The sequence below is a fragment of the Bacillus sp. XF8 genome (assembly GCF_017498755.1).
GTDB lineage: Bacteria > Bacillota > Bacilli > Bacillales > Bacillaceae_G > Bacillus_A > Bacillus_A bingmayongensis.
The window spans coordinates 61,135-75,821 of the sequence record NZ_JAGDQK010000019.1 but is presented as its reverse complement, the minus strand read 5'-3'; the positions used below and the strand labels follow the sequence as shown (position 1 = coordinate 75,821).

Below are 14,687 nucleotides of genomic sequence, written 5' to 3'. Positions count from 1 at the left end.
CGTTATGAACTACTGCTGGCAGAAGCTGCTGTAGAGGAAGCGGTAATTGCTGCTATCATAGCTGCCTGCTGCGCTTGTATGAGGACCTCTATCATTGTTTGTAATCCTGTGTTGGCAGCGTGACTTTCCGTACCTTTCTGACTTACGAACAGTTGGATCGCAATAAGAATATTTGCAGCCGTATGCCAGCGGAATAGCTTATCACCCTGCAATTTTTCAATGAATGCTCGAAGAGAATGAACCTCTTTCTCTCCACCCTCAAGCAACGCTAGTAGCCCGACAGCCGGATAATGCATCTGCTTCACTTTTACCTTTTCTTGCTTTAGCAGGTTCCATATGCTTGTATAACGTGCTACTAAAATATCTTCACTGACATCCTTCTTTAGAGAAAGAATATGACTTAAAAATTGAAGATCATTCCCTTTCCGCATACCAGCTGCCGCCAGCTTCTGATAGAGACGTTCCACCCGGCCCATAAGTGTCTCTACTTTCTCTGATTGCCCTGCTAGCAAAACAGCGAGCGGGTAATCATTTGTGCCTGTAAGAAAGAAGTGATCCTCTTTCATGCGTTTATATACTTGCATCGACCGCTGAATGCGTGTGTCATGCTGTCCATTGTCTTCTGTTAAAAGCACAGCTGCTGCCAGATAAGTAAATATACTCCGGCTAAAGCCGCCAGCGACCAAACGTTCATATAAGTCTAGAAACTGCTGAAAGGCTTTTTTGTAATGCGTAAAGTGAATATCTAATGTTGCCGCAACCACAAAGCGATGATAAGACTTTAAGTATGAAAATATCCCTACCTGATCCTTAACATAACTACTAATTTCTAAAAAACGTCCAAGATCAAACGGTTTATCGCTTCCTGCATACATAGCAGCAATCATCATCCCTGTCCGAGAATCACTAGTTTTCCACTTTAGTTCCCCTTTTAACTGTGCATATATACGTGTGTATTGCTCCAGCTTCTGCTGCAATGTAATCATAGTATTCCCCCATTTTTCTTGTGCTTCTCTTCTATCATACTATAACTCTATATTTAGGAATATCATTTTTAATACAGATTTTGGAACCCTATACTTTACTTGGTATATTTTCTATAATCCCCTACTTATAAGTAAAGTCCCAATTCCCATCTTTCGACCTCTTTTATTCATTCCTAACAATATGTTCAATATAAATAGGCAAATCATTCACTTTATCTTTTAGAAAATCCGGTTTCAAGTTATATTCATTTATTCGCTCTACTGGCACCCATTGAAATACATACCTTCTGCCGTCCTCTTCAAGAATGAAAGAATTCTCTCCCTTTGCAGGCAGTTCAAGCAAGTTCACTTCATAATAAAAACTAATTTCATGGAACTGACGTGTATCATATGTAAAGAAATTTTCAGCCGTCCATAGCAGTCTTTTCACATCAACATCTACTCCTAGTTCTTCTCTAAGCTCTCTTTTCACTGCCGCTTCACTACTCTCTAGCATCTGCACTCGTCCGCCTGGTATATACCAGAAATCTTCCCCTTCATCTTGAATCATTAACATTTTATTATCATGTTTGCATAGTGCACCAACTCGATAGTTAAAACAAGTTTCCTCTAATTTGAATGTAAGATCCATTACGCCGTCTCCCCTTTATACGATTTGATATTTAACTGCTAAAATACTTCACTTGTAAATTTTGTTTATAAGCAATGATGATAGAAAACAATCCATTAAGTGCAAACAGGATAACTACTCCAATTGATAAATAAGCTAAATCTGGAGAAAACACATAAATCGCATGCCATGGAGAATCCGTACTATAAATTAGTGCCGGAATTGTAGCAATAGATAGCACTAAGAAAATGATACCGGAAATATACCATATACTTCTTTTACGAATTTTTTTTGATCTCATCTTTACCGACAGATAAACGAGCATTACAAAAAGTAAGCATATTGTCCCCAGTGTAACCAATTGAATAATAGGAGTATTTGAAGGTATATCAACAGGTTCATCTCCATTTATTATATTTATAATACCTTGCTTCAAATAGGAAAGCGCCTCTTCTTCCAGAATATGATTTTTATTGGTGAGAATCACGCCACCCCAACCCGTTTTCGGTATAAAAAACATTTCTGCATGTGAATCAGGGGTTGAACCTGAATGCCAGATCATTTTCTCCTCAGAATCTGGATTTGTGATTCTTATCCCTAAGCCGTAGTAGCGGGTTTCACCCGTTTGAACATGCGATGATACATAAAGATTCATCGTGTTTTCAGTTAAAAAATTGTCATTCTCTTGTCGGCTAAGGAATTTAATGTATTGAATCATATCTTCTGCACTTGCCGTTATGTACCCATATGGTGCTCCTCCATTATCATAAGTTACCGAACTTTTCCGAGGGATTCCAAACCATGACTGATAGCCAGCTACATATCCTTTTTTATACGCAGTATCATTATCAGCTGCTGCATTTTTCATGCCTAACGGTACAAACACTTGTTGCTCCATGTATTCAGAATACGTTTGATTGGTAATTCTTTCAATGAGAGCACCAAGAATTAAGAAATTTGCATTACTATATTGATGTTTTTCTCCAGGTGAAGCAGTAAGCTTAACGTTTGATAGACTTTTTACATTATCCTTTATAGCATTGAAACCTTTAGATTCTTTATCTGATATTGATAAACCCGAATAAGTACTGATTCCACTTGAATGGGTAAGTAAATGTTTAATTGTTATTTTGGATGTTGCTTCTTCATCTTTAAGTGTAAACCATGGAATATATTTTTTGACTGGATCTTCTAGGTGAACAGTACCTTCTTCAATTAATTTCATTATGGCTAGGCCTGTTAATGATTTACTTATCGATCCTATTGTAAAGGGCGTTTCAGTGGTCACTTTTTCCTCATCTTCTCCCGTTACACCCCATGCTTTAGCATAAAATAAATCATTTTCATGAACAATAGCAATAGAGGCTCCTGGAATTTGATGTTCTTCTAAAAAGGTTTCTACATAGTTGTCTATCGTATTCTTAATATCTTTTTCTGCGGAGACTTTCGAGGCTGGTACAAATAAAATAACCACATTCCATAATAAGCATATAAAAATGACTACAAATTTTAGTATTTTCATATTAACTTTCACCTACTTATATTTACTTTTCTTATATAAAACACTACCAGCGTGAAAATTAGTACGGAAATAGAAATGCTAGTAATCATTAACAGAGAGTTCCACCAAGAATTATCCGCTATCTGATACAAAATATTATAGTCAAACGAATTATTAGTATATAGTGGGTTAAATGATTCTGTTAAAAACATAGATAATATGAGTTGTGAAGTGAGGTAGGTAACAATTGAAGTAAGGAATCCAATCACAAATAAAATTCCTATTCTATTTTTTGATTTTCGTATCTGTTTTATTTCAGAATGAAGATCTATTTCATTCATTTCTAAAAAATCTTTGATAAATATTGTTGTATCTCCTAAATCATTTAAACTATCTTGGCCGTGTTCACGGCATTCTTGAATATGTTCTAAAAGCTGCTGCTTAATGATTTTTCTGTTCTTTGAACTTATTTTGTATTGTTTTAACTCTTCGAGAATTTCGTTTAAAAATTGTGTTTCCTCCTTGCTCAATTTCATTTTCATTCTAAATGTTCTCCTTTCGAACCACTTTGCAGTAGGGATTTTATATCCTTTTGTAACTCCAACCACTCGTTGATTTTTTTCTGAAGATACACTTCCCCTTTTCCATTAATTTCATAATAAACTCTAACCTTACCGCTTTCTGTTATTTCACGGTAAGTATGAACCCATTCCTGATCTTTAAGCTTAGTCAAAATGGGATAAATACTTCCTACTCCTTTCAGTTTTAAATTGTGTTTTTCTAACTCCTTCATAATTTCATATCCATAACTTTTTTCCTTTGACAAAATAGATAACACACACATCTCTAAATGACCTTTAATTAAACTTGTTCTATCCATAGGATAAATTTAACAAAAATATATACTTCATTCAAGTATATATTTAGAAAATATTTACTTTTGTGAATTATAAGTACATTATTTAGATTTCGAACCCTCAAATACATATAACCCCGTCTACTTTTAAGACGGGGCAAAAATAATTGTTTGAAATTTATATTTTATTACACGATCATATCAGATTTTTGGAACTCCTAAATTAGCAAAAGCTATTTCTAAGCATAAAGGATCTTATCAATAGTAAAGTGAAAAAATATTATAAAATCAAACCTCCCACTTTAACTACATGTCTTCAACGCAGCCCGTCCAAATAATAATATATCCTTTTTTAAATAAACAAATAATCACTAAATATGTTTATCGGAATAATTTTTTATCCCGCATTAACAGGCAGTAATACTCCTACCTCAAAATTCGGCGGAAGCAAAGAAGTTAGGTGGGAGATAAACTGCCTGTAAAAGCCCGATTGGTTCAACTAATAATCAGTGGGGGATGAAGAAAACCCCCACTGATTAAAGTTTCACTTTATGAATTAGATTAGTGTTCTTTACTTTGTTTTGTTGAACTAACACACCTGTTACTTTAAGAACAATACTTCACAATCTGCTTCGTTAATCAACCAAAAAAGACGATACCTTATTAATGCATCGCCCCCTTATCGTTTGAACAATCAATCGAGCTTATTAAGTAGAGCAAAAATTTTACTACCTATAAAAAGATAAGACTATTAAGCAATCCTTCAATCTGTTTATCTGAATAATTTTAATTTTCAACTAAATAAATTTTGTTAATAGCTGGTTAAACTTGTGACGTTCTTCCCAGAAAGGGCCATGCCCACTATATTGAAACGGGACTAGCTGTGAATTTCTTATTTTTTGGTTTAGCTCGAGGGCCTGTGCAAATGGAATGACTTTATCATGAATGCCGTGAATGATTAAAGTAGGTACATTAATTTTTGAAAGATCCGCATGCAGATTCTCATCTCTTAATGTAACTATAATAGCAGCTGTCGACCAACTTGCTGCTTGTAATCCCATTTGCAAAAACCAGTCCGAGAATGGTTTAGTTATATACTGAAAGAAAAAGGTATCTGTTACTCTCTGCATCATCTTTGGGCGGTCATTTAGGGTCTCCTTAAGAAATTCATTAGCCGTTTCTGGTGTAAATCCAGTTGGAGCCGCCGCATCAATAAGGACAAGCTTTGATACCCCAAAACCGTTGTGACGGGACATATATCGAATTGCGATAGCCCCACCGGTAGAGTGACCCGCGAGAGTAAAATTGTTTAATTGAAGTGTATCAACTACTTTGCGGATATCATCTGCAAGTCTGTTAAAAGTATAGCCACTCATTGGTTTATCCGAATTACCAAAGCCCCTCCAGTCTAAACCAATACAGCGGTAACCCATAGCAGGAAGAACATTAAACTGATATTCAAACTGTTTATGGCTTAACGGCCAACCATGTAAAAACACGATGGTCTTATTTCCCCCCGGGTTAATATCTTCTACATATAAATTCACACCTGGCTCTATAGTAACAAAGTATCCCATGAAGATTCCTCCCTATTTAAAACGGTTTTCAACAATAAGATATTCATTTTTGTAAACATAGGTGAGTACCTATCACATTAGGTTAGAGAAACGTAAAAGGAAAGGCTTATTGAACTATCCTGTCCGTTAGCTCGATAAGAAAAGTTATTTCTTACTCTAAGTACTCCTCACTTAGATGAGGAATTAAATACCTTGCCATTCCCGTTTTAAGCTTTTTTAATCCAAGTATTAGCATAATTAAGTAACTTATCTCGTTTTGTATGGCATGCATCTAATATCGCTTTAACTTGCTTATAATCTAACTCTTTTACAAGTTTCTTTTTAACCCTGAACTTTAAAATATTTTTTTATAAGATTTGCCTTTGTTTATATGATGAAGAAACTCCTTAAAATTTCTCCACCACCTTAAATACTTTAACTACTATAAATATTACCTCTATATATTTAATAGTTAAAACACGAAATAAAAAAATCCTAAATTAGAGTACTCTAATTTAGGATACTATGTTTAAATTTCCTTCTGTTGGATACGATTGTATCCTCTTCACAATCTCTCCTTTTGAAACCAAGCCTCTAGCAATTCCGCCTCTCTTTCTCTTGATATACCTGCTTTTCGTTCTGTATCCTCCCTCGATTTCTCCCATTGATATACATCATAAATGGTATCTTCAATGGGCCTGAATGAAAGACCAGTACTAACAGCCTTTTCTATATTGATGAAAAAACTACCTTTCCACGGTTCTGTTTCTCCTTCTAACGGGAAGTGTTCAGGAATCCATAAAGGCATCTCCGTCCACGGCTGTACGTTATGCTCAAATAGAAATTGTTCTTCTGCCCATACAAATTCGGCATCGCTATTTGTTACTGCTTTACAAGTATTTAATAGTTCTTCTATCGTCAATTCACCATTCGGTCCTGTTACATTAAACGTGCCTACTTTTCTATTTTCTGACATATCAAACACCCAAGTTGCTACATCTTTTATATCAATCAATTGAACTGAACGATCTGAACGTCCCGGCACCAGTACTTTTCCACCTTGCGCTACACGTTGAACCCAGTACGGGAGCCGGTCCGTATAGTCAAATGGTCCAACAAGAAGCCCTGCTCGTATATGCAAAACACGATTTGGCCAATGTTTCTCTACTTCTTTCTCACATAAAACTTTCAACGCACCATAATATTCATAAGGAGAGATTCCCCCTTCCTCAACCGCTTTCAACTTATCACTAGGCGGCATAGGCTGTAAATGATAGTCTTCCTTAATATGAAGCGGAATCCAATCTTTATAAGTAGAAATACTTGATATGAATGTATAATGTTCGATGTTGTCTCCAAGTACAGCAGCAATTTTTTTAATTTGATGGGGAGCAAATCCACATGTGTCCATTACAACATCCCATTTTCGATTTGCTAAGACTGATACATCACTGTCTCTATTGCCGATTAACTGTTCTACTTCAGGAAATACATCTTGATTCGTGCCACGATTAAATAAGGTAACTTCATGCCCTCTTTTCAATGCTTCTTCTACTAAAGCCCTTCCTAAAAAACGAGTACCTCCTAATATAAGGACCTTCATAATTTTCCCCCATTCATTTTCATAACCTATAAATTTAGTATTCATTTTATATAACGATTTTCCTATCTTAAAAGTTACGGGGATAATGAAAAAATTGATGCTTGTTTATTCATGCACTGTAAACAAATGATGTTGCTTTTGTTCAATATAGTGTAGTGCTTTAATAAGCAAAGCCCTGCTTTCAATCAAAAAGTAGGTTTTTTCGTATTTTAATGAACTTAGGGAATTGGCAAACAAACTTATCTCTTTCCTATAAAAATGTATTAAATTATTAAAAATACTCAATGTGTCAGTTTTACATAACACATCATTATCAAAATTCAAAATTCACTTTCTAGTTTAATACTTTATTTTAATAAAAATTCTTTTCACTAAATAAAAACTATTCAACAGTCTAAATTTCTATTTTATTGGCTTTGTTAAATTTTATTGTTATTAGTCTAAAAATAAAAGACCTTCCTTTTACGAAGGTCTTTTGCCTTTTGGTTAATCTTATCTCTCCATCTGATCTACTAACATTAAAATAAATACAACTAATATTTGAAGAAAAACTAATATTGTAAAATGGTATCCTTCAATTCCATTAAAGACTTGAAATATTATTGGAAACAATACAGTCTCCAAGCCAAATAAAATTATCACTAAACCTATTCGCTCTGCTAATTTCTTTTCATTTTTTGGAACAAATACTTCATTGTTTCCTGCAATGAATGAAGTTTTCCCTTTACGCCGTAAGGAATATCCCACAAATATAATTACAATTCCCAAAGCCATGAAAATTAATGAAATTGCTAACATTTTTGATCTCCTAAAATTTATAAATGTAACTATGTTTACGAATAGGAGTGGTAATAGTTTCAAGACAATTCCATTATACAAATATCTTTTTCCTATGACTATTATTAGTTTCGTTAGTAGAAAGCAAGGAACTCGCATGAATATAATATAAAATAGCCATTATTGGATTAAAATACAGTATGTAATTTAGTTTGGAATTAATAGATAACAATCCAAATCTAGATTTTAGATAGCGGGGAAATTAAACACCTCTGTTAACATTTCCACAACCTTTTAACCTCCACCAATTCCTGACCATGAAATTCCATTCTGTATATATCTGGTTTTGATGTATGTAGTAAAAAATTCAAATCGTACTGACTGTCATAATATCCCATCATCAAAGTCATAACAGCTCCATGAGTGCCTAATACTACTTTCTGTCCTCGATATGTCTTTAATAATTCTTTTAAAATTTTTATAGCTCGGTTCTGACAAACTGCATTAGACTCCCCTCCCGTTAAAGCAAAGTTTGGATCAGAAAACGACTTCTTTAACAAAGGCAATAATTCCTTATCAGATATTCGCTTGTCTCCAGTAGAAAAAATTCTCTCTTTTAGATCTTCAAATACTAAAACTTCTTGTCCTAAACGTTTAGCTAACTCCTGAATCGTTAGGATTGATCGATTGTATGGACTTGAAACAAAAACTTCAATACCCTTTCCTTGTAATATATCAGTTATTCGATGAGTATCTAATTTCCCTTTTTCAGTTAATCCTCTTGTTCTTTCATTTCCTTCTGTTTTTGGTGATTCGCCATGTCTCACCATGTAAATGAAAGTTTTCATAATCCCCCTCCTTTACATAGTTTATAATCATCTACACCCTCTTCACAAACAATACCCTACTCCCACCCTCCCCATCATAATTTGTATGTACAGATACTCCATCTACTTCTCCATCACCTGTTTCAATTTCAAATCCAATATCTTGATGAAATTGAATTGATTTTTTATTTACTGGAGAAGTTACCGCTTTTACGATGTGACGATTATTTGCACGAGCTGCATCGAAAAAATAAGAATATAGCGTAGAAGCTATGCCTTTTCTTCGATACTTTGGATTCACTCCAATAAAATGAACGTATGCTTCATCAGTATATGTTTGTGAGAAAAAACCACATAAAAACCCTAGAGTCTCTCCGTCCTGTTCAATAATAAAACTCGTCTCTCGGAAATGAACGAAGAAAAGTTTCGGTAACATATCAGCCATATTTCTCCCACCCCACCACTCGTTAAGTACGGAATGAATCGTTACATAATCTTCCTCTTGAACTTGTCTTACTTTCATTTCTCTCTTCCTCTCATCCTATTATTTCCCAATTCATTTATACTTCTAATTATTAGATGAACACGAATACCCACTATTACTCAAAACCATTCTATTCTAATGAAAAGCATCACTTTATAATATTTGCTACTTACAATGCTACCTCCTTCAACCTTAAACTTTTGACATATGAATTAATTTTATATAAAATATTTTTAATAATTAGAATATTTAAATTACAAAAGAGGTGAAATGATGAATCAACAAAGCTCTGTCCAGAAAAAAGCATTAATAGCTAGTTTGATTGGTAGTTCTATTGAATGGTTTGATTTCTTCTTATATGGAACTGCTGCCGCACTTGTATTTAACAAATTATTTTTTGTAAACGAGGATCCCCTTGTCGCACTTATGCTTTCTTATCTTTCTTTTGGTATTCCATTTTTTATCCGTCCACTTGGAGGTATTATTTTCAGTCATATTGGTGACAAAATTGGACGAAAAAAGACACTGGTGTTAACACTATCTCTTATGTGAGGAGCAACAGTATGTATTGGCTTACTCCCTTCATATGAAACTATCGGTATACTAGCTCCTATTCTTTTAATATTACTGAGAATTATCCAGGGATTAGGAATTGGCGGAGAATGGGGAGGTGCTTTACTCCTTGCAGTAGAATATGCACCGAAGGAAAGAAAAGGATTTTTTGGTAGTATTCCTCAAACGGGTGTTACAATTGGAATGTTACTCGGAACTGCCGCTATATCTTTCATGACAATGATTTCTGGTGATAGTTTTGTGACATGGGGATGGCGAATTCCGTTTATTTTAAGTGCAGTATTGGTATTCATAGGGTTATGGATTCGAAATGGTTTAGATGAAACACCCGATTTCAAAAAGGCAAAAGAAAGCGGAAATATTTCAAAGCTACCTATTGCTGATACTTTGCGTCATCATTGGAAATCCGTACTAATTGCTACAGGCGCAAAGGTAGCTGAAACAGGTCCCTTCTATATTTTCTCGACATTCATTGTTTCCTATGGAACATCACAGCTGAAATTACCGAATACAACTGTCCTAAATGCCGTTACAATCGCTATGCTCATTACTACCATTATGATTCCTATTATGGGAAAACTTTCAGATTCAATTGGAAGAAAGAAAATGTACATATGGGGTACCGTTGCGATTCTTTTATATGCATTTCCCTATTTCTTACTACTAAACCAAGGAACAACCTTTTCTATCATTATCGCAACTGTCATTGGTTTAGGAATTTTATGGGCACCTGTAACGGCTGTTTTGGGTACATTATTCTCTGAAATCTTCTCCACTCAAGTTCGATACACTGGCGTTACGTTAGGGTATCAATTAGGCGCTGCACTAGCTGGCGGGACAGCTCCAATGATTGCTGCTTATTTAATGAATGTGTATAACAATTCATGGATTCCAGTCGCCTTATATATTGTACTAACTTGCTGCATCTCTTTAATTGCTATCGCTGCAGTTTCAACGAAGCAGATTGCAGAGAATGTACAAAATCAAGATATACAAGCCTAGTCAATCGGGGGATTTTCAACTCCCCCTTTTCTATTAAAAAGGAGGATAATCTAAATGATTCATATTACAGAAAAAATGGTAAAAGACATTTATAAAATGAAAGATTGCTTGCAAGATGTAGAAAAAGCATTTCAATATTATAAGAACAATGAAATCACAACACCCGTAAGGCTGAATATACAACACTCTCAAGAAGAGGCAAACTCTCTTTATATGCCCTCTTATGTAGCTCCAATCGAATTTGCATCTACGAAAATCGTTAGTATCTTTCCTCAAAATACCCGAAAAGGAAAAAAAGCATTACAAAGCTTGATCGTTTTAACAGAAACAAATACTGGTGATCATGTTGCGACAATTGAAGCATCTTATTTAACAACACTTCGTACAGGAGCAATGAGCGGTATTGCGACAAAGCATTTCGCTCGCCAAGATTCTAGCGTCTGCGTTGTCATTGGCTGTGGTGCCCAGGCACTGGGGCAAATACAAGCTGTTATGGAAGTTCGTTCTTTAACTCGTATTCTTCTCGTAAATCGTACAATACAAAAAGCATTTGAATTTAAGAATCATTTACTCTCCTTATATCCAAATTGGAACGGAACAATTGAGATTATAGAATCAGCCGACGATGCTGTTGCAATGGCGGACATTGTAATTTGTAGTACAACTTCCACTACTCCTGTATTTAACGGAAAACACTTAAAACGCGGGACTCACATTAATGGAATTGGCTCTTATCAACCTCATATGCAAGAACTCGATTTCACCACATTAGAGCGCAGCGATAAAATTATTGTAGACACACTAGAAGGTGTTCAACACGAAGCTGGAGATTTCTTGATAGCGAGTGAACAAAACGAATGGGATTTTTCTAATGTATATAGTGAGCTTGGTGACATTATTTTAGGGCATAAACAAGGACGGACACATTCTGATGAAATTACTTTATTTAAATCTGTAGGGGTTGCCTTTTTAGATACAGTAGTGGCTGGTTCGATTTATCAAAAATATACAGAAAAGTTATCTGTAAAGTGACTCGTATTATGCTCTAATCGATTGTAAATAACGAAATAAAACCGCCCTTCCAGGCGGTTTTATTTCACGATATTAACTCCATTTATTCTCATCAAATAATTTAGTACATTACTCTCACTAAAATTTATTGAAAAACACCTGTAGATGTATTGGCTCTGTAATCAGTATAGAAATAATGATACAATCATGGCTCTCTCATTCTCAAGCACAAAAGCTACTTATACACAAACATCAACAATGGGCTGTGAAACAAGCCCTACTGTTACATAAATAAAAATGACCTCTTGCGTAGAAAGAGGTCATTCACCATTAACTCACTTTTTCCAAATTGAGAGCTGGCTTTTTTACCGCTCCCTTTTTCACAACGTATAAACCGATAAATATAACAAGTCCGCCAAGCAATTGCGTCATATTTATTCTTTCTCCAATAGTTACTGCCGCAAAAATAACCGCAAACAATGGGACAAGATACATATACACCATTACTTTTGTGGAACCAAGTTTACTAATACCAACATACCACATCGCTAGTCCAAAGACTGTAGCAAATATAATAGAGTACCCTAATGATCCCCAGCTTAGTGAATCTGTCGGCCATGTTAATGTATGTACGTTGAATAAACAATATATAACGAGTGGTACAATCCCAATTAATGTAGACCAAGATGTCACTCGCATCGCTGAATATTTTGTAATAAGCGGCTGAGCAAGTATTGGATACCAGCCCCAAGCAATCGCAGCTACTAATCCAATTAGATTTCCAAGCCAAGCATACTCATATGTAGATTGATTCGTATGCCCTGTTAATAACACAAGTGCTGCCCCGCTAAACGATAATAAAGAACCAATTTGAATCTTCATCGAAAAGCGTTCTTGTTTGTGTAATACTGCTAAAATCCCTGTAAAAATTGGTGACATTGCAATTAATAGTGAAGCATTTGTAGCTGATGTATATTTCACAGATAACATAAATAACGTTTGATATAATGTAGTTCCAACAATCCCAACGACCACTAATCTAAGCCAATCTTTTCTCTCAATACGTAACGATCGTTCTATTAAAAATGTAATTAATAATAATACCGGAGATGCAACTAAAAATCGTAAGCTATTAAATTGAATGGATGACATATACGCCACTCCATATTTTCCAATTGTATAATTTGCTCCCCATACTAAAGCAACTGATATTAGGAGCCATTCCATTTGCCATCGTTTCATCCGAATCTCCCCTTCCACTACCTTAGCATAGTAAAATTGGCTGGATATCACACCGTCCAATTGGCTGTTTTTTCACCCAGCCAATTTGCTATAATAAAACTAGATAAGGAATAAGGAGACGTTATAAATGGAATGGAAGTTAGATACTGATAGCAAGATTCCAATTTACCAACAAGTTGTTGATTTTATTGAAAGACGTATTATGTACGGAGAACTTCCACCTGGTAGTTTTCTCCCTTCAGAGCGAAAATTAGCTCTACAACTCACTGTAAACCGAAGTACTGTTACAACTGCTTATAATGAACTACGTGCTATGGGAATTGTGGAAAGTACAACTGGAAAGGGCACACGTGTAAGTACACATATGTGGGGCGTTTCTCCAACATTCACACCAAATTGGAGAGGTTTCATAGAAGGTGGTACTTTTTTGCCGAATTTACCACTACTTCGCCATATTCGAGAACAAGTACAGCAAAATGAAAATATCATTGATTTCGCAAATGGAGAACTTGGTTGTAATCTGTTTCCCCATGAGCAGTTGCAAGAAATTTTACATAAACAGCCTTTAACACAATCACTTAGCTATGATCATCCGCAAGGCTATCTACCACTACGACAAGCTGTAGCAAAGTATATGAAGGAACATTTACACATTGATGCAACTGAGCAATCTATTATGATTACTTCCGGCGCTCAGCAAGCGCTTCACCTCATTGTTCAATGTTTATTAAACCCAGGTGATGCAGTTGCTTTTGAAAGTCCATCACATTGTTACTCTTTACCTCTCTTCCAATCTGCAGGTATTCGAATTTTCCCATTGCCTGTTGATGAGTATGGAATTAACCCGGAAGATGTACATGAACTATATCGAAAGCACCGGATTAAAATGATTTTTTTAAATCCGAATTTCCAAAACCCAACCGGTACAATGCTTCATCCAAATCGGAGAAAGAAACTGTTATCACTATGTGCAGACCTGCGAATTCCAATTGTTGAGGATGACCCATCGAGTCTACTAACATTAGAAAATAAACAGCCTTGTCCAACTTTAAAATCCATTGATGAGAACGGAACTGTCATTTATGTTCATTCGTTATCCAAAATGATTGCGCCAGGTCTTCGGATTGGTTGGCTTGTTGCTCCGCAGTCCGTAGTGGAGCGATTATCAGATGCAAGGCATCAAATGGAATTAGGAATGAGCATATTCCCTCAGTGGCTTATGCAACAATTTTTTGAGACTGTTTCTTTCGATACGCATATGACACAATTACGAAAACAGCTAGTACAAAAAAGAGATATTCTTGTCGATTCCTTAAACTGCTATCTTCAGGATAAAATTTCTTTTTCAAACCCAAGTGGCGGGATTTACATTTGGGGGAAATTAAAGGAGCCTATAAACGAAAAACAGCTTATTATGCAAAGTTTAAAACAGCAAGTAGCCTTTATGCCCGGTAGTATTTTTGGAGCAAAGGATGGCTATATTCGTTTATCATACGGAAAAGTAGATATCAATCAAATAGATGAGGGAATCTCTCGTTTACACGCTGCTATTAAAGTTTGTGAAAAATAAATCCCTTTTACAATCTTTCTTATTCTCGAACGGGTAATGGATCGACAAATCTCCCCTCTTCTCAGCGTAATGGATTACGAACAAAATAT

Annotated in this window: 13 protein-coding genes and 2 pseudogenes; 3 read left to right on the top strand and 12 right to left on the bottom strand. The window is 35.2% G+C overall.

Features of this window, described 5'->3' with window-relative positions; genetic code table 11:
• Nucleotides 1-2: 2 nt before the first annotated feature.
• The 11 genes and pseudogenes from J4P91_RS12585 to J4P91_RS12540 all read right to left on the bottom strand — a co-directional run bounded on the left by J4P91_RS12585 (nucleotide 3) and on the right by J4P91_RS12540 (nucleotide 9,239).
• A complete protein-coding gene (locus J4P91_RS12585) occupies nucleotides 3-986 on the bottom strand; it encodes a DUF4003 domain-containing protein (RefSeq protein ID WP_207994396.1) in 984 nt (327 codons plus the stop codon).
• A gap of 163 nt (nucleotides 987-1,149) precedes the next feature.
• Nucleotides 1,150-1,617, bottom strand: coding sequence for an NUDIX hydrolase (locus J4P91_RS12580; RefSeq protein WP_207994395.1), 468 nt, complete (start codon nucleotides 1,615-1,617; stop codon nucleotides 1,150-1,152).
• Between the two features lie 31 nt (nucleotides 1,618-1,648).
• Entirely contained in the window at nucleotides 1,649-3,118 is a 1,470-nt protein-coding gene (locus J4P91_RS12575; RefSeq protein WP_207994394.1) for a serine hydrolase domain-containing protein, read from the bottom strand.
• Nucleotides 3,119-3,126: 8 nt separating this feature from the next.
• Entirely contained in the window at nucleotides 3,127-3,639 is a 513-nt protein-coding gene (locus J4P91_RS12570; RefSeq protein WP_207994393.1) for a hypothetical protein, read from the bottom strand.
• The gene (locus tag J4P91_RS12565) at nucleotides 3,636-3,977 is read right to left on the bottom strand and encodes a PadR family transcriptional regulator (RefSeq protein WP_207994392.1); all 342 of its coding nucleotides are present in this window, start codon (nucleotides 3,975-3,977) and stop codon (nucleotides 3,636-3,638) included. The genes J4P91_RS12570 and J4P91_RS12565 overlap by 4 nt, the downstream gene beginning before the upstream one ends.
• A 773-nt stretch (nucleotides 3,978-4,750) precedes the next feature.
• Nucleotides 4,751-5,530 carry an alpha/beta fold hydrolase gene (locus J4P91_RS12560; protein ID WP_207994391.1) on the bottom strand — a complete coding sequence of 260 codons (780 nt, stop codon included), beginning with the start codon at nucleotides 5,528-5,530 and terminating at the stop codon, nucleotides 4,751-4,753.
• A gap of 239 nt (nucleotides 5,531-5,769) precedes the next feature.
• Nucleotides 5,770-5,927, bottom strand: a pseudogene (locus J4P91_RS28870) (tyrosine-type recombinase/integrase); the annotation flags it as partial.
• Between the two features lie 147 nt (nucleotides 5,928-6,074).
• Nucleotides 6,075-7,112 (bottom strand): SDR family oxidoreductase, encoded by a 1,038-nt coding sequence (locus J4P91_RS12555; protein ID WP_207994390.1) that lies wholly within the window; start codon nucleotides 7,110-7,112, stop codon nucleotides 6,075-6,077.
• Nucleotides 7,113-7,604: 492 nt separating this feature from the next.
• Complete coding sequence (locus tag J4P91_RS12550; protein ID WP_207994389.1) at nucleotides 7,605-7,910, bottom strand: hypothetical protein; 306 nt, start codon at nucleotides 7,908-7,910, stop codon at nucleotides 7,605-7,607.
• A 254-nt stretch (nucleotides 7,911-8,164) separates the two neighbouring features.
• Nucleotides 8,165-8,737, bottom strand: a complete 573-nt coding sequence (locus tag J4P91_RS12545; protein WP_207994388.1) for a histidine phosphatase family protein — start codon at nucleotides 8,735-8,737, stop codon at nucleotides 8,165-8,167.
• A gap of 31 nt (nucleotides 8,738-8,768) precedes the next feature.
• Nucleotides 8,769-9,239, bottom strand: a complete 471-nt coding sequence (locus J4P91_RS12540) for a GNAT family N-acetyltransferase (RefSeq protein ID WP_207994387.1) — start codon at nucleotides 9,237-9,239, stop codon at nucleotides 8,769-8,771.
• 234 nt (nucleotides 9,240-9,473) lie between these two features.
• Between J4P91_RS12540 and J4P91_RS12535 the strand changes: the two are divergent.
• Both J4P91_RS12535 and J4P91_RS12530 read left to right on the top strand, forming a co-directional pair.
• A pseudogene (locus J4P91_RS12535) lies at nucleotides 9,474-10,775 on the top strand (MFS transporter).
• Nucleotides 10,776-10,829: 54 nt separating this feature from the next.
• On the top strand, nucleotides 10,830-11,807 hold the full coding sequence (locus J4P91_RS12530) for an ornithine cyclodeaminase family protein (RefSeq protein ID WP_207994386.1): 978 nt from the start codon (nucleotides 10,830-10,832) through the stop codon (nucleotides 11,805-11,807).
• Nucleotides 11,808-12,116: 309 nt separating this feature from the next.
• Here J4P91_RS12530 and J4P91_RS12525 read toward each other — a convergent pair whose 3' ends face one another.
• Nucleotides 12,117-13,028 (bottom strand): DMT family transporter, encoded by a 912-nt coding sequence (locus J4P91_RS12525; protein WP_207994385.1) that lies wholly within the window; start codon nucleotides 13,026-13,028, stop codon nucleotides 12,117-12,119.
• A gap of 127 nt (nucleotides 13,029-13,155) precedes the next feature.
• Here J4P91_RS12525 and pdxR point away from each other — a divergent pair, with 127 nt between their 5' ends.
• The gene (gene pdxR, locus J4P91_RS12520) at nucleotides 13,156-14,598 is read left to right on the top strand and encodes a MocR-like pyridoxine biosynthesis transcription factor PdxR (protein ID WP_207994384.1); all 1,443 of its coding nucleotides are present in this window, start codon (nucleotides 13,156-13,158) and stop codon (nucleotides 14,596-14,598) included.
• The last annotated feature ends 89 nt before the right edge of the window (nucleotides 14,599-14,687 follow it).